This window comes from Psychromonas sp. SA13A (assembly GCF_011378715.1).
Lineage (GTDB): Bacteria > Pseudomonadota > Gammaproteobacteria > Enterobacterales > Psychromonadaceae > Psychromonas.
This window is the reverse complement of the sequence record NZ_WTKU01000026.1, coordinates 1-24,559: the sequence shown is the minus strand read 5'-3', so window position 1 is coordinate 24,559 and position 24,559 is coordinate 1. Positions and strand designations below refer to the sequence as shown.

Sequence of the window (24,559 nt, the reverse complement as noted above, 5' to 3'; positions counted from 1 at the left end):
AGCAGCGAAACAAAAATTGTTTTTACACTCACGGCTTTCGAGCTATTAAGTTTAACTAAAACAGATGGAAATCAAACATGAATTTGCATGAATATCAGGCAAAACAGCTATTTAAAGAATACGGTTTACCGGTTCCACAGGGTGTTGCCTGTGATAGTGGCGAAGAAGCGGTTAATGCTGCGTCAAAATTAGGCGGAGATAAATGGGTTATTAAGTGTCAGGTACATGCGGGTGGTCGTGGTAAAGCGGGTGGCGTACAGTTAGTTGATTCAAAAGAAGCAATCCGTGAGTTTGCACATAAATGGTTAGGTCAAAATCTTGTTACTTACCAAACAGATGCTAACGGACAACCAGTTAATAAATTATTACTAGAAAGTTGTAGTGATATTGCTAACGAGCTTTATTTAGGTGCGGTAATCGACCGTGCTTCACAACGTGTTACTTTCATGGCATCTACCGAGGGTGGTGTTGAAATTGAGAAAGTTGCAGAAGAAACTCCTGAATTAATCCATACTGTTATGATCGATCCTTTGGTTGGCGCACAAGCGTACCAAGGACGTGAATTAGCATTTAAATTAGGTTTATGTGGTAAACAAATTGGTCAATTCACTAAGATTTTCTTAGGGCTTGCAACTATTTTTGAAGATAAAGATTTAGCGTTATTAGAAATTAACCCATTAGTTGTAACAGGTTCAGACGATTTAATCTGTTTAGATGGCAAAATTACTATCGACTCAAATGCAATGTACCGTCAAAAAGCACTTCATGCTATCAACGATACAACACAAGATGATGCGCGTGAAATGCATGCGGCTCAGTGGGAACTTAACTATGTAGCTCTTGATGGCAACATCGGTTGTATGGTTAATGGTGCTGGCCTTGCTATGGGTACTATGGATATGGTTAACCTACACGGCGGCAATCCGGCGAACTTCTTGGATGTTGGCGGCGGTGCAACTAAAGAACGTGTTACAGAAGCATTCAAAATCATCCTTTCTGATGACAAAGTTAAAGCTGTTTTAGTTAATATCTTTGGCGGTATTGTACGTTGTGATTTAATCGCAGAAGGTGTTATTGGCGCAGTAGCTGAAGTAGGTGTTTCTGTTCCTGTTATCGTTCGTTTAGAAGGTAACAATGCAGAATTAGGTCGTAAGATCTTAGCTGAGTCAGGTCTTAATATTATTGCAGCAACATCATTAACAGATGCTGCTCAGCAGTCTGTTAAAGCGGTAGGTGGAAAATAATGAGTATTTTAATTAATAAAGACACTAAAGTAATTTGTCAGGGTTTCACTGGTGGTCAAGGTACTTTCCACTCAGAGCAAGCGCTTGAATACGGTACACAAATGGTCGGTGGTGTTTCACCTGGTAAAGGCGGTCAAGTACATTTAGGCTTACCTGTATTTAATACAGTACGTGAAGCAGTAGAAGAAACGGGTGCTACAGCATCGGTTATCTACGTACCAGCACCATTTTGTAAAGATGCTATTTTAGAAGCGATTGATGCAGGTATTAAATTAATCGTTACTATTACTGAAGGCATTCCAACACTAGATTTAGTTGCAGTTAAAATTAAACTAGATCAAGAAGGTGTTGTGATGATCGGTCCTAACTGTCCTGGTGTTATCACACCTGATGAATGTAAAATCGGTATTATGCCTGGTCACATTCATAAAAAAGGTAAAGTAGGTATCGTATCGCGTTCTGGTACATTAACTTATGAAGCTGTTAAACAAACTACAGACGAAGGTTTTGGTCAATCAACTTGTGTTGGTATTGGTGGTGATCCTATCCCTGGTTCTAGCTTCATCGATATTCTAAAATTATTCCAAGAAGATCCAGAAACTGAAGCAATCGTAATGATTGGTGAAATCGGTGGTACTGCGGAAGAGGAAGCGGCTGCATTTATTAAAGCAAACGTAACTAAACCTGTTGTTTCTTACATCGCTGGTGTTACTGCACCTGCTGGTAAGCGTATGGGACATGCTGGTGCGATTATCGCTGGCGGTAAAGGTACTGCAGAAGATAAATTTAAAGCATTAGAAGATGCAGGCGTGAAAACGACTAAATCACTTGCTGATATCGGTAAAGCACTACGTGAAGTAACTGGTTGGTAATCTCTAGCAGCTGTTTATTTCAGTAAAGCACTACGTGAAGCAACTGTTTGGTAATCTCTAGCAGCTGTTTATTTCAGTAAAGCATTACGTGAAGTAACTGGTTGGTAATCTCTTAACAAGATTGCTTACTGTGTTGACTCACAATACGAGCCTCGCTTTGAACTGACCTTCAATAGCGGGGCTTTTTTGTCCCTAAAATTCAAACTCTATTTCTTGCGTTTAAGCTTCATGAAGGTGCTCTGGTAAAATATTTCTGTAAACCATTAAAGGGCTAGTCGATATCTTTAAAGTCTTACACAGAGTGACTGACGTAGTTTTTGGCTTAAATGGCTGCTAACATTGCATTTTATTTATATCTTTACATGCCTCTTTATATAGCTCTTTTCATAGCAGCTTACGTATCATCAGGATAATAGTCTTCTAATAAAGTTTCTTATCATATTTATTCACAATACAAGCCCCAGTGGTTCTCTGTTTTTTATAAAAATTTTAAGTTATGCACTTATGATCTGAATCCAGCCTTCTTCAATAAACAGTAATTTTAAAATTATGACATCTTAATCATTAAACCACAGTCGATCTCATTGAAAACCGAGTACAGTTTGAGCAAAAATAGACGGTCGCTTCTTAAAGTAATTACTTATTACGAAATACAACAAAGAAAACCTTAGATTCAATTTGATATTAATAATGCTTTGCTTAATCTATTTATAATTGAGTAATTTGAATCGATTTCACTGTATCCAATAATTAATTTCAAAAAATATGTCGGAAAATCTTGCATTACTTATGAGTTAGTAATTATTTTTTTTAGAAATTATTATTATTAAATACATCAATAGCTTGCATTATATTTTTATATTATGTTCTAAATTAATTGTTAGTTTTTTAAAGTATTCCTTTATGTTTATTTAAATGACTTTTTGAAATTTTGTCTTTTATTTTATAATGTCATTTTATCTTCTTTGAATGTTTTGTCTCATTCATTATTCACCTTTAATGATACTGAATTAACAATATGTTGATTTTCTTTACATTTGTTATTAATTAGGTCCCTGAAAACCTGTATCTCATTGTTAAATATATAGATTTTCGAGTTGGCATATTTGATGCTAAATCAAGTGTAATACCAGTTATGTATATATCTGATATATATGCTTTTTTCTTAAGTTTTTTCTTTCTTACATTAAATGGAATAGGGGTGGAATATGGACATGTTTAATTTTTCAAACATAAAAAAAATGGGATTAGCGATAGGGCTATTATTTAGTGCAAGTACTTTTGCTAGCACGATTGTAGATGTTGTCGATCCAAATCTATCTTTAAGTGGTTTTGGCAGTTCAGTTAGTTATCAACATGATATTACAGATGATGGATTTACATTTGGTAGTGCAACAAGTGCATATTTAGAAATAGAAGTTAATAACCTAGACTTTTGGGAAACACTTTTATTTAAAATCGAACGATTTGATTTTGATTCGGGGGCAATCACTTTAGGTTCTATGTTCGCTGGAAACCTTGAAGTTGAAGCATTGGCTGCGCTTAATGCCGATGGTTTATTAGATATAACTATATATTCAGGTTTATTTACTAGTGTCAAAATTGGTCAGTCAACCTTAACAGTACAAGTGCCTGCGCCTGAGACTATGTTATTATTTGGACTTGCAATTGCAGGTTTAGCTGTTCGCCGCCAACGTCAATTACAAAAATAAATTCTATAGTCGTTCGTTCTACATTAAGAAAGCCTCGTTTTACGGGGCTTTTTATTGATAGTTACAAAATTTATTATGCAACTCTAGAGAATAGGTTTGTCTTATAGATCTTTCCTATTAGTTGGTAACAATAGCTATTGTTACCAACAAGATTGATCCGTTATCTAATAGAATTAGCATTACTCCTTTCAATAGATGAACCCCATAGAGATAAGTAAAGTTAGTATTACTATTTCTTCAGCTTTTAGGTTATAAACTTCCTGTCATAATTTGTTTGTAGTAGTAAAATTTTAGATTTAATAGTGTAGTTTTTCGTTATTAGCGACAGTAGCTACTGATAGGCTTCTAGGCTATCATCGCATTGCATATTCACTGTAAAAAATTGGGATAGAGAAATGAATTTAATAAAATTATTACCGTTATTAACATTTACAGTTGCAATGCCTACTTTTGCGGCAGAAGTCAGTCAGATTAATGAAAATAACATGATCGGTCATTGGCGCTGCCAGCACCAAGCAGAAGAGCCAAAGACCAAAATGAAGGTAAAGGTCAACTACAATATCAATTACGCTAAGCAAGGGAAGTCGAGTGGGTCAGGTACTTTATTACTGAATATTCCAGGCATGCCTGAATTGACATTTAATGAAACCGATAAATCGTCATGGCAGTTAAAAGGAGATCAGCTTGTGATGTCATCCAGTGATATTAAATTTACTAATGTCAGCCATCCACAATTAGATAATTTCTTTAATTTTAATGATATTTTGCCAGATAGTATTAACGAGTCAGGTAAGGTATTAGCATTAACAGCTTCAACATTAACCGTTAAATCTGAAGCTTATGGTGAAGTGTATTCCTGTGCCCGGTTAAAGGGTTAAAGGGCAAATTAGTTGTTAATTTGTCGCTAGCTTGAATTAATCAACAGGACATTTTGATAGTTAATGGGGATATGTAACCTCAAGTGTAAAGATTTACACTTGAGGTTTATATTTGCTATTCCATTTTAATTGCACGTAGGATAACGAACTTTTTGTTTTCTGCGATTAATTCACAGTTTCCAAAAATGCGCTCTAATTTATCTTGATAATCTAAATGGCGATTACCAACAATCACTAGTTCTCCATTCACTGCTAAACAGAAATGTGCATCATTAAACATACTCCAAGCGATATGGTCGGTGATTGCATGTTGTTGATGGAAAGGAGGGTTACATAAAATTAAATCATAACTACGTGCTTTAAATCCCACTAACCCGTTGTTTACTACAAAACGAGTATTATCAGAACGTTCTTCTTCAAAGTTTTTCAGCATATTAATACGTGCTGAATCTACTGCCATATAAGATTCATCAATGAATGTGATTTGTGCTTCTGGGTATGCCACTGCTGCTGCCATGCCAACTACGCCGTTACCACATCCCAAATCCACCACTTTAGTAAAATCACCTTCAGGTAAGTTATCCATTAGGTAACGTCCACCAATATCTAAATGGTTACGTGAGAAAACGTTAGCGTGGTTATGAATTTTCCAGTCAAAACGTTCAATATCCCAAGTAATTGCAATATCATCTTCTGGAATGTCTGTTTGATCAACGATACTGAATATCAAACGCGATTTTTTCTTTGCTAATGACGTTTTAGTGGTACCGATATACTTTTCAAATAAAGCCAGTGTTGATTTATGAATGGTGTCGACTTTACCCGCTGCGACTACAATCGTATCTTTACCAATTACAGTACTTAATTGCTGTAATTGATGCTCTAAAAAAGACAATGTTTTAGGTACTTTTATTAATACTACTTTAACGTTATCTGGTAATGCCTGCAGACTATCTTGAATTAATAAATTGTCAGGATCACATTGATTACGTTGCATATTAAGTTTTATTGAACTTACTGAAATAAAAGAGTCTGAAACTACAGTTCTTTCAAGATCGTTAAAGTAACAGCTTAATGCACCAAAACCATCGTTAATAATTAATAGTTGCCCATCTTCAGTAATGTATTTATTCAATTCATTTTCATTAAAATGGTTGATCAAGTATTCATCAGCTGAATCCCAAGCTTGTAATGTTTCGTTTTTTCTTCGTGGATGGCGATGTAATATTAAAGTTTGATCTGCAATTATTAATGCTTCATTCATAGCGTTTGCCTAATTTGGTGTGTGTAAAAATACTTATTTTCTTATTTTAACTTGCTTGCCCTATTAAGGTAAGTGATATTATTAATTGTATTCAAATGAAAAAAGGATAAATCCGTCTGTGAAAACATCATTACCGTCTCATAAACTACTTTCGAACAAATTCATTAGAGCATTTGTGCTCTGTCTTCCACTCTATGCGTTAGCTGCTTGTGATAATAAGACGTCAGAATTTCTTGATGATATTTGGGAAGGCGATGAGGATGCAGTGTGTGAGGAAGACTTTACCAGTGTTGATTTTAAGCAAATTGCATACTGGTCTATCAGTGATGAAGAAACACTTGATGACATCGATTTTACTAAACTAACTCATGTTATTTATAACAAGGTTGGTGTTGAATCTGATGGGGATTTAATTTTACCCACTGGGGATGATTTAGATGAATTTGAAGAGTTGATTGATACGGCACATAACTCAGGTATCTATGCCATGGCCTCTATTGGCAACGCTAGTGACTCTGCTTTTAACTCTATCGCAGGAAATACAACGGCCTTAAATAACTTTATCAATAACGTTGAAAATTTGATCAAAGATTATGACCTAGACGGCATCGATATTAATTGGCAATTTCCAACAACTGATGATGAAGGGGACCTATTTGAAGATTTAGTAAAAGAAGTTTCTGATCTGGCTACCGACCAAGGTGTGCTGTTTAGTTACGTGGTCGACTCCGGTGAGGATGATGATGCAACCGATCAAGGTGTGCAAGAGGATGCTTTAGGTTACCCTGATTTTGTGAATGTGATGGCGCTTAATACAACTGACAATGACGACCTGCACTCTTCTTTAGAAGATGCACAAGATGCGATCACCTATTGGACTAATCGTTGTGTGGTAAAGAACAAAATAGTATTAGCAATTCCTGTTTACTCGCAAGGTGATGCCGTATTAGATTTTAATGATATTGTGAGTGATGACCTTGATAACGCGTGTGTTGATGAAGCGATTAATGTTGAAGGGCCAAACGACAATACCTACGACAATATTAATTACAATGGTATAGCAACAGTGATTGCTAAAACAGAGTATGCACAAACCAACGCAGGTGGGGTTATTCTCAATGCGATTAACCAAGATTATGTTGAAGATACTGACTATTCACTATTGAATACAATGTATTTGCAGTCTATATATCAATCAAATGCAATTTGTGATTAAACATTCCTCCTTTATGGTTAAGTATTGAAGACTATTTCTGGTTTTTTTTATTGTTAAAAGGGCGCATAATAGCGCCCTTTATTTACCCTACTAACTATAAGGTCATATTATGCCGATCAATGCAGCTTTAACAGAACGTAGTAATGGATGTTGTGAATTATGTTCATCGACTAATGAACTGTCTATTTTCGAAGTGCCACCTGTTAAAGAACCTAACTCAGATAAATCAGTGTTAGTGTGTTCTACTTGTTTACCTCAAATCGAAAAAACAGTTGAGATGGATAATAACCATTGGCGTTGCCTTAACGATAGCATGTGGAGCCAAGTTCCTGCTGTGCAAGTAACTGCATTTCGTTTATTAACACGTTTAAGTAAAGCGGGTGAAGTTTGGGCTCAAGATCTATTAGATATGATGTACATGGAAGATGAGCAAAAAGCTTGGGCTGACTATGGTGTTGCTGCCGATGAAATTGAAGATGTTGCCCCAACTCGTGATTCAAACGGTGTCGTGTTATTAGCGGGTGATAACGTAACGTTAATTAAAGACTTGGAAGTAAAAGGCGGTAATTTTACTGCTAAGCGTGGAACGCCAGTGCGTAATATTTCGTTAACTGATAACCCAGAACATATTGAAGGGCGTGTTAACGGTGTTCGTATTGTACTGTTAACAACTTACTTGAAGAAAATGCCATTATTCGAAGATAAATAACGATTTAAGTTATTAAATATTAGAGAACATTTTTAATATTAAGCCCGTTATGTGATTACTTTATGATATTTAAAGGAATTACGTGATGGGCTTTCTAATTTCTGCGATACTAATAACAAATTAATATCATTTACAGGACGTAATATGCTTGAATATATCGCTTTAGGAATATTAGTATTTATATTCGTTACCTTATTTTATGGAATGGTCGCTATACATGACATTCCCTATAAAATGGCGAAGGAACGTAATCATCCACAACAAGATGCGTTACAAGTAGCGGGGTGGATCAGTTTATTAACTCTCCATATCCTATGGCCATTTTTATGGATCTGGGCAACGTCACACCGTCAAAATAGAAGTTGGGGCGGAACTGACAATACAGAATCAGTTACAAGCAAAGAAACCAACCTTCAATTGATTAACTTACAAAACCTTATCAATCTGCAACATCGAGTTGAAACGATCGAAACTGCCTTATCAATCAAATCCTCTGAAAAAGTGAAAGCAGTAGCTGAGAAAAATATCGCTTCTGAAGATGATATTGATTTTAAAGTCGATAATGAGGTAGAAGATTTTGATAAACAAACCTCACAATTATTCGAAGATATAGACAAATTAAACCTTGAACAACAGCAAGGAGATAAATAATGGATTGGTTGATAACGTTAAGCTACCTATCAATTTGTGTGGTTATATTCAGAGTGTTTGGTATTCCATTTAATCGCTGGACAGTTCCTACCGCTATAGTAGGTGGAGCGGTGTTAGTGAGTTCGTTAATTTTATTGATTAACTATACTCATCCTTATTCAGACTCGAGTAAACAATATTTTGTAACTACACCGATTGTCCCTGTCGTTCAAGGTACTGTTCTCTCAGTTGATATAACTGCGAATACTCGTATTAATAAGGGGGATATTTTATTCAGAATTGATCCGTTACCTTATCAAAATAAAGTCGCACAATTAACGGCGCAAATCGTGACTGCAAAGCAACAATATTTAAGTGCACTAGATCTGAGTAAAGAAGAGCTAAGTAAGCAAACATTAAGTACACAAGAGTTAAATGGGCGAGAGTTACAAACTGCAAATGCAGACAAGCGAGTAGATATTGATAGCGCTAAAGCTGCTGCAATAATTGATGATTTAAATACACAATTAAGCGAGGCCACTTATAACTTAAGAAATACAATTGTTCGAGCACACAGTGATGGTTATGTCACTCAAATATCGGTATTTCCTGGTTTACATGTTGCCTCCATGCCAACAAACCCTGCGATGCTCTTTATTCAAGATAGCTCATTTCAGTATGCTAGTTGGTATCCTCAAAATAAAATTTTACAAATCAAAGCTGGTTATGACGCAGAGTTAATATTTGATGCCTTGCCTGGAAAAGTATTTGCCGCTGAAGTTGCTAAGGTCTCGAATATTGCAGAAGGGGCAGTTAAATCTAATAGATCTTCAGTTGATCTTATTTCGTCTCATGTGGGTGAAATTTCTGTTGTATTTGAGATTAAAGACCCTAATTTTGAACAATACCGTGATCTTTTACCGCTAGGTGCATATGGACAAAGTGCAGTGTATTCAGAAGAATTAGAGGAGCTGACTATCATCCGCAAAGTATTATTACGCATGTCATCATGGGCATCTTATGTTTTTCCTATCCACTAATAGCAGGTAAAGGTAAATAGGTAAAATACGAGATGATAAAGCTTGCTTGTAAAAGTAGAGTAATCGATTCGGTTACCCTGTTATCGCTATAAAATATTTATTATTGGTACAGAATTTATCTGTACCAATAATTATCCATTCAAATTAAACTAAATCAAATGAATAGGGTTATATTAACTATCAGCGAATATCTCGTTAATAGTTAACAGCCAATCAGAAAAAATTATAATACTTTCCAAGTCATTGTTTCATTAGCTTTAATAGGCACAACCACATCATTACCAAATTGTAATGTTGCAGGCACATCCCACGATAATTTCTCTAATGTCACGGAATCTGTATTCCGTGCTAGTTGATAAAAATCTGGACCATTAAAACTTGCAAAACCCTCTAGTTTATCGAGAGCATTTTCAGCTTCAAATACTTCGGCATATAACTCTAAAGCAGCAAATGCAGTATAAGAACCAGCACATCCACATGCTGATTCTTTAGCGCCAATGCTATGCGGCGCAGAATCTGTCCCTAAAAAGAATTTCTTGCTACCACTGGTTGCCGCTTTAACAAGCGCTGCTTGGTGTGTATTGCGTTTTAGGATAGGCAGGCAATAAAAATGCGGCTTAATGCCTCCCACTAACATATGATTGCGGTTAAACATTAAATGATGCGCAGTGATGGTCGCTGCCACATTGTCGCTTGCTTGGTTAACAAACTCTACGGCATTTGCCGTTGTAATATGTTCAAGCACTATTTTAAGGTTCGGATAACTTGCCACGATAGGAGCAAGTACTTCTTTCAAAAAGACCTCTTCACGGTCAAAAATATCAACGTCGTGTGCAGTTACTTCACCATGTACCAATAATGGCATATTAACATCTTGCATTGCCTGTAGCGCTGCTTTGATATTATTAACATCCGTCACCCCTGAATCAGAGTTTGTGGTCGCGCCAGCTGGGTAAAGCTTAGCTGCATACACATGGCCTGATGCTTTGGCTTTTTGTATCTCTTCGGCACTGGTGTTATCGGTTAAATAAATAACCATTAATGGCGTAAAGGTGGCTTGTGGTTGCTCCGCTAAAATCCGCTCACGATAAGCTAATGCACTGTCGGTTGTCATCACGGGAGGCACTAAATTTGGCATAACAATCGCGCGACCCATGTAACGACTAGTATCACGAACGGTATCTTTTAATACATCTCCATCACGTAAATGTACATGCCAATCGTCTGGTCGAGTAATGGTTAGTGTGCTGCTCATAAAATGCTCCGCATAATAAGGGGGAAGGAAGTGTGGGGATGATTTTAGAAGTATAAAAAGGTGAAGTAAAGGTCTAGTTAAGTGGTTATCATTAATCACGTTGATTGTATTATGTTTTTAGTAAAATTGAGCATCGAGTTTTTTTAATAAAAGCTTAAACTCGATGCTCAATTAACCTATACACAATGCTTACAAATAACGTTTATAGATAGCTGTTAGTGATTATTGTTAGCTATTACTAGTAGTGATAGCGGTTAGTGTTCAAAATCAAGCTGTATAATGTTGTCGTATAGCCTGCGCAATATTCGCTTTAATATTAGCGTCAACGTGCACACTTTTTTGTGGCGGTAACAGATCCACCAAGGATTGTACTAAAGGCTGTTTTTCTGATGGCGAGTGAGCTACCCAGCTCGCTAACAAATCTCGATTAATATAAGCAGGTAAAGAGCCTAATGTGCCGACATCATTTTGGCTATGAATTAACAGCCCTGCAGTTGTGCCTTTATCCAAGGTCAGTACTTGGTAAAAATAGAGCGTGTGATAATCTAATTGTTGCTGCAATTCTTGATCTGAAGGTGGCGGTAAGCGACTGAATTTATCGTTTAAGATAGCGATATAACAGTCGATAGCCTGGGTGGCAAAATCAATTCCAAAATATTCAGGTGTGTGCTCATTACCGGTAAAACCTTCTAAGTAAAAATGACTCACTCCACGGTGTTTATTTAATGCAGGAATGAAGAAATATGCTTCACCTTGTGCAATACCACTTTCAAAATACTCTCCACTGGCTTGTTGTAACATATTGTTAAAGAGTAAATTATCCGAAGCATCAGCAATGGCAGGATTCAAATCCGCCATTAAACGCCAGTATTGTTGTCCATTTTTAAGTTCCGTCCAGCTCACGTGAATATGGATTGAAGGAGCAAGCGGATGTTGAGGATGAATAATGGTAGATAAAGCGGTTGCCGATAAAAAAGCTTTATCAGGCTTATCCTCATATTGTACTTGCGATACGTTAACAGAAGCGCGATTAAAAACCATATTAGTGGTTGCTTCGAAACGTTGACCTCCACCATGAGTGCCATTATCTCTTAACCATTCAACACTTTTAAATTCAGTGCCAGTAGAAAGCTTCTGTAGTTTTTGTACAAAATATTGTTGAACTTGACTAAGTTCTGTTAAAGCAAACTGAGCTTTCTTTGAAGTGGCCAATACGCGCATAAAGATTCCTGTATTAATATAAGTGGTCAGTTTCAATTATTGTTGAGTGATAACAATTAAGAGTGAATAAGGGGCAAGGTAATGGTTACGGTGACGCCCGTCAAGTCGCTATTGTTTTCGATAGTTAAAGTCGCTTGATGGTGTTCACAAATCATTTTGGCAATATAAAGACCTAAACCTAGGTGAGTATCATGTTGTTGAGAAGCAGGGCGCACAGATACCATTGATTGAAATAAATCCTGATTATTGTCTGAACTTAACAATACACCTTGATTAGTAATACTTAGACTGATGTGATCAGTTTGTTGAGTGCTACCTAATGTTTTACTACTCACTGTTTTACTGCCAACGTACGATAAATTACTCGTCACTTTCTCTAAGCTGATAACAATCGCTTGTTTAGAAATAGAAAATTCAACCGCATTACTAATGATTTTGTCTAACATCTGCACTAAAAAATCAGGATCTGCATTAATTAAGGCAGGGGCCTCACCAAGGTGCTTTTCAAATGTGGATTGTGGATACACCATTTCATATCCTTGCAAACAACTGTCTAATAATGTGCGCAGGTCTATTTGTTGTTTTTCCGCTTGTTGTAAACTTTGCTCAATGCGACTGGCTTCACTCATGCTAGTAAGTATTTTGCTGAGTCGTTGAATACCTTGTTGAGAACGTTCGATGTATTTTTGTTGTTGATCGTTGCAGGGTAATAAAGATAAGTTCTCCAATGAAGAGCGCACTACGGCGACAGGCGTTCTTAACTCATGAGATAATCGAGAAGATAGCTGCTCAACATAGTGATGATATTGACCCAAGCGTTGAACCATACCTGCCATGCTGCGTGATAGGTCGCCAATTTCATCACTGTGTTTACTGGCAACAAATGTGCCCTTCAGACGCCCATTTTTATCTAGTATTTGTTCACTTTGGTCACGCAAAGCACGAACTCGGTTGATAACAGTGGAGAGGAATAAAAATAGCAGAACACCTGCGACAAAAATAACAGCTAATAATACGCTGAACATCTTTTGTAAGGCTTGGTTACGTAATGTGATGATGCCGTTATTAGTTTCCTCTGCTATCACTACACCGACTACTTTATCATGAACAAATATTGGGTGAGTTGCACTGAGAATAGATACTTTTTTATCACTACTTAAACGCCATTGGGTGGCCGCTTTTCCTGCTAATGCTTGTTTTACGAGGTTATTATTAAGTTGTGTGGTGTGTTGGTTTTTATCTATAAAATGATTTTCTGGTTGTTCTAATAACAGTGAATAGATTGGTGATAAAAATCTTGTTTCAATCTTGGTCCAGAAGCTGGCCTCTTGAACATTAGTTGATTCTGCAGGCCAAATCCCTGTTGCTTGATGAATATCTCCAGCTTGTGCGATAACACGTTGGTGCCTATCAACCACCCAAAGCCTTGCACGTGTATGACGCATTGCTAAGAGTATTTGCTCTATCTCAGGAGAAGGGATCAATACGCTGCCGAGTTTACTGATATCTAATAAATTAGACGTGCTGATTGCATTGTCTATCTGCTTTGAATTCAATGTCGAGGCTGTGTTGAGTTGAAAACCAAGCTTATCGCCTAATAATGTAAGTGGTATGCGTAACTCAATATTGTAACCCTGTTTCGTAGATTGCCAGATACCTTGAATGGACTTTTCTCGCGTTAGGTTTGTTGCGTAAATACTATGTTGCGGATACCGGTAAGCATTAAACCAGCCGTCATTCGCGACCGAAATAATATAACGTTGCAGCAAGCCTTCGGGCGAACTCATGGCAATAATTAAATGGTCATTGTCGGTAACTTGAGTTGACCTTTTTCCTCGTGTAATTGGATGTTGATTAAAGACTTCAAAATGCGCGTATAAGAAACCGTCTCGCTTACCTAATAATTGATTAAAGTGTACATTATTTGTGTTCGTTTTTTCTTTTTGTGCTTCAAGTTGATCATTTTGATAACTATTTATAAACCCTCGATTTACTCCCCAATCCTCATTATTCGCATCTAAGCGAATGGCTTGCTCAAGATTATGAACATATAAATCTTGGCCTTTAGTGACATTAGGCAAAAAACTGGCGTGCTCATTAAATAGACTCGGCCTTTCATGTAAAGCAGTAGCAATTGCGCTGCTGGTACCGAGTAGCGTTTGTTGTTGCCCTTCACGTAAAAAGTTCTCCATCTCAACCACAAACTGATAGGCAAATAATGGCAACAGCAATAATAAACTACTGAGTGCTAATACCTTGCCACGTAAACCCCACTTTAATTGCATAATGAAGATTGCGCTGTATGTTGTGTTCCTGTTTCAGTACTTATATCCCAACGGTAACCCATACCATAAATAGCGGTTATCTCGTCAAATAACGGGTCTATTTGCATGAATTTTTTACGGATCCTTTTAATATGAGAAGTAATAGTATTGTCATCGACCACCATGTTGGCATCGCTCATTAATTGTTGGCGACTTTTTACTACGCCTGATTTGTGGGCGAGCGCGTGAATAATCCAAAATTCTGTGATCGTGACTTCTAAATTGTTACCCTCCCAGCTAATCTGCATTTTGTCATTATCAATGGTTAATGCACCACGCTGTAAAATATTATGCTGCGATTGTGCATTGCTCTCACTTAATCCGATACGTCTGAATAAAGCGCTAATACGCACCATTAAATGCTCTAAACCAATTTCTTTACTTAAATAATCATCGGCCCCTAATCGTAATCCGGAAATGCTATCAAAATCATTATCACGGGCAGTTAAAAAGATAATCGGTAAACTCGCTGATATTTGTCTTAGCTGCTGACATAGCAAAAAACCACCATCGTATTCGTGCCCTAAACCCACATCAATCACTGCTAAGTCTGGCAAGCGGCTATTGAAGGCAAGCATCGCTTGCTCTCTACCTGAATAACCCTCTACTTGATAACCGTAGCGTTGCATTAGGTCCATATAGTTTTCACGAATAGCATGGTCATCTTCAATTATTGCAATACGTTTCATATTGAGTGTTATTCCTTTATTGCTGGTGGAAGGTTAAGTAACCTCAGTTCTGGATAAGCAAAGCGATACAATACCGTTATTTCCGTGGATTTATTCGTTAAATTATCTCTCAATAACCCGTTATTGCTTCAATAATTCACCTTGAACTACGCATAACTAACGGCACTGTATAGCCAAAAAATATAATCTTATGATTTTAACTAACCTCAATTCCGCTTTCATTAACCAGAATTGAGGTTAAGTATACAAAAATCTTATCAGTAGGTTTGGCTAAATATAGCATTGCCACTTTTTGAACATTATTGATCAGTAGTTTGCCACTTTTTGTCCCTAATCTTGCCATTTAAGTTTGTTGTAATACTGACATCTAAACAGCAACCTAAGTTGCAATATTTAATGTTAAAGGAGTCTGGCATGTCAAAACAAACATCAACGTCATTATCACACCTTAAAAAATCATTGTTAGGTGTGGCCGTACTTTCGGCTGTTACGGGAGGCCTAGTTTTGTTAGAAGAATATAGAAGCACTAAACAGGCTTCAGCTTATTCTACTTATTTAAGCAGTTATAAAGTACCTGCACATAATAACGATCAAGGATCACAACAAGTGATCTTTTTTAAACGAGCAACAGATAACAGTTTATTAACCACCGATGCCAATGAACTGGCTGCTATCGCCGAACAAAACTTGCTAGAAGAGGCATATACAGTAGCCCAACATAATGCTGCAGATAATTTTAAAGCGCAGAATCAATCAAAAGATCAGTTTAAGGCTAAAACTAAATCAGAGCCAAGTCCAACAGCCATGGTTATTGAACCTACGACAGTAAAGACAGAAACCACTAACGTTTTATTTGCTTTATCATCATCAAAGATTGCGCCTGAGTATAAATTAGCCTTATTAGATACAGTGGACCTGATAAAGCAACAACCTAAATTGAAAAAGTGGCAGGTTATAGGCCATACGGATAAGTCTGGAAGGGCATCTTATAATTTAAGCCTTGCACATAAAAGAGCTGAAAATGTGGCTAATTATTTGATTGAGCATGGGGTCGAAAAACAACAGCTTGTTTTGGTGACATTAGGTGAGTATGAAGCAATGAAGTTAAAGGAAAGCACTTATAATAAAGGTTTGAGAAAAGTACAAGTCAGCCCCTATGCGCCTGGACTAGATAAATTAGCAGTCAACGTTAAAAGACAAACAGATAAAGCGGAACAACGCTTAGCATTAATAAAATTAGCCAAGATAAAAAAAGCACAGGCGAGAGAAACTCAACAGGCCATTATTCATGAAACTGAAGCAGCTGTTTCTTCTGTTAATTATGCTAACACTCAAGTGACTGCTCATTCCCAAGTGCTCATTCCTTCCAAAGTAAAACAGAATAACGAAGTCGTACAGGTAAATACTGAATTAGTATTAAATGATTTTGTATCATTTAACAATGATCATAACGAGAAGCAAAACCTTAACGCAAATAAAGAAGGCAGTATTTCATCTGAAAATAGAGCACTTAAGAGTCAAAGTGAACTATCTCAGCAAGCTTCATTTAATGACGTCATGATACCTTCACAAAGGGATACTAAAAATGTCACAAAGGATCAGCAAAATACACAAGTTAAGGCCATTGAAGAGCCGTTAATTACTATGTTGAGCTATCAATTATAAGGGGTATACCATGTATCAATCAGATTCGAAAATAAATACGATCAACGGATTGTTAAAAAAACATGAACTGATCAATGCGACGGTTATTTCAAGTGCCAGTTTGTTTTTTTTAATTTATTTTGTCATGTAGAATGATTGTATATTTGATGACTTAGATTTAACAAGAAATTATCACAATTTAAGTCATTGTTTATGAATGCTATTTATTGGGAGGGGGTGAAAGTGGCTTGTAATAAGCTGTTGTTATAATTATCACCTTGCATGGCGAAATAGTGAGTATAAATTATAACAATAGTGTCTTAATTTTCACTGTTGGCCCCATCAAAAGCAGAGGTTATTTGATTTTTTTGTTAGTTGGCCCTACCCAAGGCTATATAATTATAGTTAATTAAGTAGTAAGTTTTAGCAATCAGGTGCTGCTCAACAAATGGGGAATTAATGCTTAAAAAAATATTGGTTTTTACCGATTTAGATGGAACATTATTAGATCATTACACCTATCAAACTGACGATGCCACAGAAATGATAGCAACGTTGAAGTTAAACGCGATAGACATCATTCCTAATAGTAGTAAAACGCTACCTGAAATCTCCTTAATACGGGAACAGCTGGATTTATCCTCTCCTTTTATTATTGAAAATGGTGCTGCCGTTTTTATCCCTATTAATTATTTCAAACAACAACCTGCCGATACACTCGAGCAGGGGAAGTACTGGGTTAAATCTTTTTCTAAAGAGAAATCATATTGGCTGCAATTGTTGAATAGTGAAGCAAGTGCATACCAACACCTGTTTCAAGGTTTCTCTGAAATGAGTAATGAACAGCTTGCTGAATTGACAGGACTAAGTATTGAAAATGCAGCAATGGCTAAGCAGCGTCAATATGGAGAGCCTTTAAATTGGTTGGGAGATGACCTACAAAAAACAGAATTTAGTAATCTTATGCGTCACTTAGGCGCCAACGTATTAGAAGGCGGGCGTTTTCTACATATCAGTGGACATTGCGATAAAGGTCTGGCACAACAATGGTTAACGGAGCTATATTTACAACAAGATTTACAGGAACAAGATGCTCAAATAACAGTGTCAGCACCTCCTTCAACTTCATCTTTAGATAATGCTTCAACTATACAATCAGTAACGTCTTCAACTACACTTGCAAATACATCCTCTTTATTGCCATTACAACAGGCTCTATTGCAAAACAATGAATCGAATAAGCAAGTCATCAGTATTGCGATGGGCGATGGTAAAAATGATATTGCGATGCTAGAGCAAGCAACTATTGCTGTGCAGGTACGCTCACCAGTGCATGATTTCCCACCCTTATCGCGTACAGAACATGTTTACCAAAGTCATTTATATGGCCCTGCAGGTTGGACTGAATGTTTAAATAAAATTTTATCATCGACACAAATTTATTAAATTAAGGAACTGAATAATGGCTGATTTTTATCAAAATGGCATTGTTACTACAATGCACAATTTAAGACAACGTAGTAATGAAGATCTTGAAGCTGAGCTAAAAACCTTTTCTTCAACACGCCCGATGGGGTTAATCTTACCTTCACTTTTCTCTGAATTAGAAGGGGATGCATTCCCTGATATTGTGGATCACCTTTGTGAGGTGCCTTACTTATCTGAAATCGTTGTCGGCTTAGACCGTGCAAGTGAAGAGCAATACCGTCATGCCCTCAAATTCTTTAAAAAATTGCCTCAACATCACCGTGTATTATGGAACGAGGGACCAAGGTTAAAAGCGCTAGATGCTAAATTGCAAGCACTGGGAGTCGCACCTAAGGAATTAGGTAAAGGGCGTAATGTTTGGTATTGCATGGGTTATACCTTAGCTTCTGGTAAAGCCGAATCAGTTGCATTACATGACTGTGACATTGTCACCTATGATCGTTCTTTATTAGCAAGGTTAATTTACCCTGTCGCTAATCCTGGTTTTAATTACGAGTTCTGCAAAGGTTTTTACTCACGAGTAGCAGACGGTAAAATTAACGGTCGAGTGTCACGTTTATTAGTTACGCCTTTGGTCAAAGCCTTGAAGAAAACCATTGGTCATAATGAGTACTTAGAGTTCATTGATAGCTTTCTTTATCCATTAGCGGGTGAATTCTCTTTCCGCAAAGATGTATTAAGCGATTTACGCATTCCAAGTGATTGGGGATTAGAGATAGGCGTATTATCAGAAATGCACCGTAACTACGCAAGTAATCGTACTTGTCAGGTGGATATTTCAGATGCCTATGATCATAAGCATCAAGACCTTTCTTTAGAAAGTGTAGAAGGCGGTTTATCAAAAATGTCCATTGATATCAGCAAAGCATTCATCCGTAAATTAGCGACACAGGGTGAAACATTCAGCACTGAAAGTATTCGTACGCTTAAAGCAACTTACTATCGTATTGCATTAGATTATTTAGAGATGTATCGCGGTGACGCAATGATGAATGGTTTAAGTTTGGATATTCATAATGAAGAAAAAGCGATTGAAATGTTTGCTGAAAACGTCATGACCGCAGGTCAAATATTTTTAGATAAACCAATGGATACGCCTTTTATTCCCTCTTGGAGTCGAGTGATCAGCGCCATGCCCGATGTATTAGAACAATTAAAAGAAGCAGTAGAGTTAGATCACCAAGAATTTAGTGAATAAATAAAGTAGGGATTATTACAGATAGAGTTAGTTTAGGTTTGAGTACTTCAAAATAAATACTGTTTTTAAAATAAACATTGGGTCGCGTGCACAAGGAGAAATGAATGGATGAAATAAACGACATGGAAGCGCCGCTAACCATGTTAAAAAATAAATTAGTGCAACAACTTAACATTATTTATAAAGAAGTTGAGCTGAACATTAGTTGTGAAGAACTTAGTGAACAATTGATTAAATTAATGCGTTTAGATGAAGCTTGTTCAACGCCCGTTGCTTACAAAAGTCATTGGTCACAACAAGATGTTGTGATGATCACCTATGGAGATTCATTATTAAAGCCAGATGAAAAACCGTTAGTGACATTAAAACACTTTATGGATAATTATTTAGGTGACACTGTTAATAGCGTTCATATTTTGCCGTTCTTTCCCTATAGCTCGGACGACGGATTTTCCGTTATTGATTACTCCAGCGTTAATGAGTCCTTAGGCGGCTGGGATGAGATACAAGCAATAGCAAAAGATCGCCGTTTAATGTCTGACCTAGTGATTAATCATTGTTCCAGTCGAAGTGCATGGTTTGATAACTTCATCAAAGGGGAGGGGATAGGCCATGACTTTTTCTATACGGCATCGCCGGAAGATGATTTATCAGCGGTGGTGAGGCCACGTACTTCTGATTTATTAAGAAAAACTGAAACCGGTAAGGGCACACAGCATGTGTGGTGTACCTTTAGTCACGATCAAGTAGATTTCGATTTTAGAAACCCTGAAGTGTTAAAAAGTTTTGTCGACATTATCCGTTTATACCTCGATAGAGGCGTTAAAATATTTAGGTTTGATGCCGTCGCATTTTTATGGAAAAAATTGAATAGTAGTTCAATCAATTTACCTGAGACCCATGAGGTCATCCGTTTATTAAGAACATTATTAGAGCATGCAGAAGCAGATGCCGTTATTATTACTGAAACGAATATTCCTAATACTCAAAACCTCACCTATTTTGGTAATGCCAATGAAGCACACGCTATTTATAACTTTTCATTACCGCCTTTACTAATTAATAGCTTAGTCACCGGTAACTGTTTATATCTAAAGCGTTGGTTGATGAGTATGCCTCCTTCCCAAAATGGCACCGCTTATTTTAATTTCATTGCATCTCATGATGGTATTGGCTTACGTCCTGCGGAAGGATTACTAAACGACTATGAGCTCACTACCTTAGTTGAAACCATGCAATCGTTCGGTGGCAAAGTCTCATGGCGTAGCACAGCGTTAGGGCAGCAAAAAGCCTATGAAATTAACATCGCATTGTTCGATGCACTGCAAGGCACAACAAAAGGAGCTGATAGCTTCGGTTTAGAGCGATTTATTTGCGCACACGCTGTCATGTTCGCATTAGAGGGAATTCCTGGCGTATACATTCACAGCTTGCTAGGCACGCAGAACGATTATGAAAAAGTCGCTAATACACAGCAAAATCGCTCTATCAATCGTCATCGTTGGGACTATCAAGAGCTTGAAGAAAACCTAGCGGATAAGAGCGACCATCATGCGATTGTATTAGCATCACTTAAAGAGTTACTTGATATTCGCATTAAGCAACCTGCATTCCACCCTAATGCAACTCAGTTTACGCTACATTTAGGTTTGCAATTATTTGGATTTTGGAGACAAAGCCTAGACAGAAAACAGAGTATTTTTTGTATTAACAATATTACTGACCACGACATGGAGTTATCAATTCAAGAGTTAAATTTGATTATGACTGATAACTGGATTGAATTGATTTCGGGTGAACCGCTAGATATGCAACAAGAGTTGATAGTATTAAGTCCCTATCAAACAGTTTGGATAACTAATATCCATTATAAATAATTAGCAGTTAAGAATAGCAGTGTTATGAATCTTGGGTTATTAACCGTGGCGTTTTGAATAGTGGTTTCATGAAAAATCTAGCTTAATAACTGAATTCAGCTGAGTTAAACAATGTGAGGCAACGTATCAAAAAAGAGCCCCTTTCAAAACTGGTTTGAAAGGGGCTCTTTTAGTTGGTTTGGTTGGTTTAGTTAAAGTAGTTTGCTTTAATCTATTTCATTAGCAGGTGTATTGAGTATATTCAATTCAACGGGGTCAGTTGATTGTGACATTAACTGTGCCTGAATCTCGACTAATTTGGCTTGTATGATAGTAAGATTTTTTCCACCTAATCTCAGTAATAGTTTTTGTGCATGATTTAATGCTTCTAATGTTGGATTATTATATAAGTACATCACAGAAGGGGACTTTAATGAGATGGGGCCATTGATAACGGGCACGCTTAACGCCATTTCAATCGCATCATTTAACACGTCATCAAAGTCTGCGCCTGGTAACGAAATCTCTGCATAAGTTTGGTCAATGAGTGGTTTCAACATATGGTAGGTTGCCACAATTTTTTCACTGTCAATTGAGTTTACATATTTTGTGTAGTTATCATAGCGATGATAATTAAGGACAGATACATAAGTTTTACCGTTACTCTCTTTTTTACGAAATGGTATGTCAGTCGCCATCAATGGACTAAAGCTAGCAAGAAACTCACCACGGCTAAAGTTATCGATAAATACCACCGTGCTGCGTAACAGATCTTGCTCTAATAAATTATCAACAATTAATGTCTGTTCACTAAACTCTTCAATCGCTTCTAATACCACGGGATCAGACTCGTCGATCAAAGGTAAATTAGGGTCAATAACAACTTCAGTAGATTGTGCCGAAGAATTTGGTAATTCACCTAAAGCCGAAGCCACTAACAGATCTTCCTCTTTTTGAACTATTTCTGCCTGTTCAACGTCGAGCGTTTCTTCAATTACAACCGTTTCTTGTTTTGGTTGGGCCATCGCCTCCTGTTGCTGAGTTTGTTTTAACGCCGCTAATTTCTCCATCTTATCGTTGAAATAAGGTGTCAGTCCTAAACGTTGAATCAATTGCGGTGCAGTATCTGGATAAGCGAAAAAATAGGTGCTTGCGCCAAACATTGTGAGGCAAGTTAATATAAGCACAATATTAAGCCATGAATAGGCTTTCTCTTTTTTTGTATCGGGGTAAGCCATGCTTAGTGCGCTCCGTTAATAATAGATAGACTGAAGTTATAACAATTGAACAATATTGTACCAAGTTTGATTAAAATGATATTTAATTCATGAACATATTTTGTATAGCTTATCAAATCAGCTTAAATTAAGTTTAAAAAAATGACGTTACAAACCATTAAATGCTAAAAATGATACTAAGAACGAATTAATTGTAGACAATGCGTTTAATTATTCGGCAAGCGGAAAAATATATGCAAATAAAGTTTGACGATCACAACCCAACTCAGTAATATCTCGCCTCGTTGACAGGCATTAAGTTCTTACAAAGATGAGTTGCTTCAACAGTTCAGTTAATAAGATGTGATAACATATACATTGATTAATAATGAACAGAGCGGATAGCGTTATTTACAATATATCCAATGCTCAAATACTCGGTGGTAAGTGTAGTTTTTAGCTCATCTCCAGTGTTTTGAATAAGAGTTGGACCAGAGGGTTTGACCCTATATTACAAAATACGAATAAATACTTGGTGGTAAGTGTGGTTTGTTAGCACATCTCCAGTGTTTTGAATAAGAGTTGGACCAGAGGGTTTGATCTTATATTACAAAATGCGAATAAATACTCGGTGATTAGCGCAGCTTGGTAGCGCATCTGGTTTGGGACCAGAGGGTCAGAGGTTCGAATCCTCTATCACCGACCACATTTTGAAAACAATGAGAAATCGTTGTAAGATATAAATCCTGCTTTTGCGCCCTTAGCTCAGCCGGATAGAGCAACGGCCTTCTAAGCCGTAGGCCACAGGTTCGAATCCTGTAGGGCGTACCATTTTTAAAAAAGTTTAGTGGCGGATGTAGCTCAGTTGGTAGAGCCCCGGATTGTGATTCCGGTTGTCGCGGGTTCAAACCCCGTCATTCGCCCCATTTTTTAAATCTTAAGTTTAAAAATGTTTAAGTCGTTGCGGAATTGGCGGAATTGGTAGACGCGCTAGATTTAGGTTCTAGTATCGTAAGATGTGAGAGTTCAAGTCTCTCATTCCGCACCATTTAAACAGTAATATCAATTAGTTAATTACAATTCCTGACTAATTAGATATTAACAATATCGGTGATTAGCGCAATTTGGTAGCGCATCTCCAGTGTTTTGGAAAAGAGTTGGACCAGAGGGTTTAATCTTTTATTACAAAATACAAATAAAATACTCGGTGATTAGCGCAGCTTGGTAGCGCATCTGGTTTGGGACCAGAGGGTCAGAGGTTCGAATCCTCTATCACCGACCACATTTGAAACCCGTATTACTTTTTAAAAGTAATACGGGTTTTTTCGTCTTAATCTATTAAAAAATCTAAATTAGTCAAAAAGATAGCTCAGGCACTAAGCTGTCGCTTATTCGCTCCATCTATCACCGACCACATTAAGAAAACCGCTTTATGCTTAAACGCAAAAGCGGTTTTTTTTCGTCTTTAATTTGACAATATCAACCCAGTTTTAAACCAGTATTATTCAAATTTCCCTCTTTTTTAACACTACTTTTAGTCGCTTTGAATAACTAAAAAAACACTAAAATTTAGCTCGGTGACCAAACGGTGACCAAATGGTGTCCATTTTGGTGACCAAGTTTATTTAAAGCGGATTGATTACTGTTTTTTTTAGCCATCTACCCTGTAAATAATTCTGTGTAATTACCATTTTTACCAGATGGCGGATTCAACATTGAAGTGCATAACGACTAAGCAGCTATAGCTACCATATGTTCAGCCATTAATTTGGCTGGCGTTTTGTAATTTAGTTTCTTTCTTGGCCTTTCATTCAATTTAACTATTACATCTTCAACTTCTGATTGCGATACTTTTTTAAAGTCCGTTGATTTCGGCCAATATTGTCGTAACAAACCATTCGTATTTTCATTCAAACCTCTTTGCCACGAACAATAAGGATCTGCAAAATAAACATCACAGTTTAAATATTCGGTCATCACTTCATGATACGCAAATTCTTTACCATTATCAGCGGTGATCGTAAATATCGCACCTTTGAATGGTTGCAATAAAGCAATCGTAGCAGCAGTCACTGATTTAGCCGATTTGTCATCAACACGCA

Annotated in this window: 19 protein-coding genes and 5 tRNA genes; 17 read left to right on the top strand and 7 right to left on the bottom strand. The window is 36.9% G+C overall.

Features of this window, described 5'->3' with window-relative positions:
- The first annotated feature begins 77 nt into the window (after positions 1 to 77).
- From sucC to GQR44_RS17305, 4 genes are all read left to right on the top strand, one after another.
- Positions 78 to 1,244: an ADP-forming succinate--CoA ligase subunit beta gene (sucC, locus tag GQR44_RS17320; RefSeq protein ID WP_166372942.1), complete on the top strand. Its 1,167-nt coding sequence runs from the start codon at positions 78 to 80 to the stop codon at positions 1,242 to 1,244.
- Positions 1,244 to 2,116 (top strand): succinate--CoA ligase subunit alpha, encoded by an 873-nt coding sequence (gene sucD, locus GQR44_RS17315; RefSeq protein WP_166372941.1) that lies wholly within the window; start codon positions 1,244 to 1,246, stop codon positions 2,114 to 2,116. Before sucC ends, sucD begins: the two co-directional genes overlap by 1 nt.
- A gap of 1,208 nt (positions 2,117 to 3,324) precedes the next feature.
- Positions 3,325 to 3,828, top strand: a complete 504-nt coding sequence (locus GQR44_RS17310) for a PEP-CTERM sorting domain-containing protein (protein WP_166372940.1) — start codon at positions 3,325 to 3,327, stop codon at positions 3,826 to 3,828.
- Positions 3,829 to 4,223: 395 nt separating this feature from the next.
- Positions 4,224 to 4,706 carry a hypothetical protein gene (locus tag GQR44_RS17305; RefSeq protein ID WP_166372939.1) on the top strand — a complete coding sequence of 161 codons (483 nt, stop codon included), beginning with the start codon at positions 4,224 to 4,226 and terminating at the stop codon, positions 4,704 to 4,706.
- A 115-nt stretch (positions 4,707 to 4,821) separates the two neighbouring features.
- On the opposite strand, the gene GQR44_RS17300 is transcribed toward GQR44_RS17305, so the two are convergent.
- A complete protein-coding gene (locus tag GQR44_RS17300) occupies positions 4,822 to 5,970 on the bottom strand; it encodes a methyltransferase (RefSeq protein WP_166372938.1) in 1,149 nt (382 codons plus the stop codon).
- 118 nt (positions 5,971 to 6,088) lie between these two features.
- Here GQR44_RS17300 and GQR44_RS17295 point away from each other — a divergent pair, with 118 nt between their 5' ends.
- The 4 genes from GQR44_RS17295 to GQR44_RS17280 all read left to right on the top strand — a co-directional run bounded on the left by GQR44_RS17295 (position 6,089) and on the right by GQR44_RS17280 (position 9,565).
- Entirely contained in the window at positions 6,089 to 7,186 is a 1,098-nt protein-coding gene (locus GQR44_RS17295; RefSeq protein ID WP_166372937.1) for a glycosyl hydrolase family 18 protein, read from the top strand.
- Positions 7,187 to 7,295: 109 nt separating this feature from the next.
- A complete protein-coding gene (locus tag GQR44_RS17290; protein ID WP_166372936.1) occupies positions 7,296 to 7,895 on the top strand; it encodes an alkylphosphonate utilization protein in 600 nt (199 codons plus the stop codon).
- A 144-nt stretch (positions 7,896 to 8,039) separates the two neighbouring features.
- Positions 8,040 to 8,546, top strand: a complete 507-nt coding sequence (locus GQR44_RS17285; protein WP_166372935.1) for a DUF3302 domain-containing protein — start codon at positions 8,040 to 8,042, stop codon at positions 8,544 to 8,546.
- Positions 8,546 to 9,565: a biotin/lipoyl-binding protein gene (locus tag GQR44_RS17280; protein WP_166372934.1), complete on the top strand. Its 1,020-nt coding sequence runs from the start codon at positions 8,546 to 8,548 to the stop codon at positions 9,563 to 9,565. Before GQR44_RS17285 ends, GQR44_RS17280 begins: the two co-directional genes overlap by 1 nt.
- A 223-nt stretch (positions 9,566 to 9,788) precedes the next feature.
- On the opposite strand, the gene pyrC is transcribed toward GQR44_RS17280, so the two are convergent.
- The 4 genes from pyrC to pdsR all read right to left on the bottom strand — a co-directional run bounded on the left by pyrC (position 9,789) and on the right by pdsR (position 15,054).
- Positions 9,789 to 10,820, bottom strand: a complete 1,032-nt coding sequence (gene pyrC / locus GQR44_RS17275; protein WP_166372933.1) for a dihydroorotase — start codon at positions 10,818 to 10,820, stop codon at positions 9,789 to 9,791.
- Positions 10,821 to 11,087: 267 nt separating this feature from the next.
- On the bottom strand, positions 11,088 to 12,041 hold the full coding sequence (locus GQR44_RS17270; protein ID WP_166372932.1) for a coproporphyrinogen III oxidase: 954 nt from the start codon (positions 12,039 to 12,041) through the stop codon (positions 11,088 to 11,090).
- 56 nt (positions 12,042 to 12,097) lie between these two features.
- Complete coding sequence (gene pdsS, locus GQR44_RS17265) at positions 12,098 to 14,326, bottom strand: proteobacterial dedicated sortase system histidine kinase (RefSeq protein WP_166372931.1); 2,229 nt, start codon at positions 14,324 to 14,326, stop codon at positions 12,098 to 12,100.
- Positions 14,317 to 15,054 (bottom strand): proteobacterial dedicated sortase system response regulator, encoded by a 738-nt coding sequence (pdsR, locus tag GQR44_RS17260; protein WP_166372930.1) that lies wholly within the window; start codon positions 15,052 to 15,054, stop codon positions 14,317 to 14,319. Before pdsR ends, pdsS begins: the two co-directional genes overlap by 10 nt.
- A gap of 414 nt (positions 15,055 to 15,468) precedes the next feature.
- On the opposite strand from pdsR, the gene GQR44_RS17255 reads away from it, so the two are divergent.
- The 4 genes from GQR44_RS17255 (at position 15,469) to GQR44_RS17240 (ending at position 21,261) form a co-directional block, all read left to right on the top strand.
- Positions 15,469 to 16,719, top strand: coding sequence for an OmpA family protein (locus GQR44_RS17255; protein ID WP_166372929.1), 1,251 nt, complete (start codon positions 15,469 to 15,471; stop codon positions 16,717 to 16,719).
- Between the two features lie 438 nt (positions 16,720 to 17,157).
- Complete coding sequence (locus tag GQR44_RS17250; RefSeq protein ID WP_166372928.1) at positions 17,158 to 18,144, top strand: HAD-IIB family hydrolase; 987 nt, start codon at positions 17,158 to 17,160, stop codon at positions 18,142 to 18,144.
- A gap of 16 nt (positions 18,145 to 18,160) precedes the next feature.
- The gene (locus tag GQR44_RS17245) at positions 18,161 to 19,384 is read left to right on the top strand and encodes a glycosyl transferase (protein ID WP_166372927.1); all 1,224 of its coding nucleotides are present in this window, start codon (positions 18,161 to 18,163) and stop codon (positions 19,382 to 19,384) included.
- Between the two features lie 122 nt (positions 19,385 to 19,506).
- Complete coding sequence (locus GQR44_RS17240; RefSeq protein ID WP_166372965.1) at positions 19,507 to 21,261, top strand: sugar phosphorylase; 1,755 nt, start codon at positions 19,507 to 19,509, stop codon at positions 21,259 to 21,261.
- A gap of 206 nt (positions 21,262 to 21,467) precedes the next feature.
- On the opposite strand, the gene GQR44_RS17235 is transcribed toward GQR44_RS17240, so the two are convergent.
- Positions 21,468 to 22,478: a DUF3014 domain-containing protein gene (locus GQR44_RS17235; RefSeq protein ID WP_166372926.1), complete on the bottom strand. Its 1,011-nt coding sequence runs from the start codon at positions 22,476 to 22,478 to the stop codon at positions 21,468 to 21,470.
- A 608-nt stretch (positions 22,479 to 23,086) separates the two neighbouring features.
- Between GQR44_RS17235 and GQR44_RS17230 the strand changes: the two genes are divergently transcribed.
- The 5 genes from GQR44_RS17230 to GQR44_RS17210 all read left to right on the top strand — a co-directional run bounded on the left by GQR44_RS17230 (position 23,087) and on the right by GQR44_RS17210 (position 23,739).
- Positions 23,087 to 23,163: transfer RNA gene (locus tag GQR44_RS17230), tRNA-Pro, on the top strand.
- 48 nt (positions 23,164 to 23,211) lie between these two features.
- A tRNA-Arg gene (locus tag GQR44_RS17225) sits at positions 23,212 to 23,288 on the top strand.
- Positions 23,289 to 23,307: 19 nt separating this feature from the next.
- Positions 23,308 to 23,383: transfer RNA gene (locus tag GQR44_RS17220), tRNA-His, on the top strand.
- Between the two features lie 37 nt (positions 23,384 to 23,420).
- Positions 23,421 to 23,505, top strand: a tRNA-Leu gene (locus GQR44_RS17215).
- Between the two features lie 157 nt (positions 23,506 to 23,662).
- A tRNA-Pro gene (locus tag GQR44_RS17210) sits at positions 23,663 to 23,739 on the top strand.
- A 449-nt stretch (positions 23,740 to 24,188) separates the two neighbouring features.
- Here the strand turns inward: GQR44_RS17210 and GQR44_RS17205 are convergent.
- Positions 24,189 to 24,559 (bottom strand): IS30 family transposase (locus GQR44_RS17205; protein WP_166372925.1); only part of this gene is annotated, 371 nt, incomplete at its 5' end.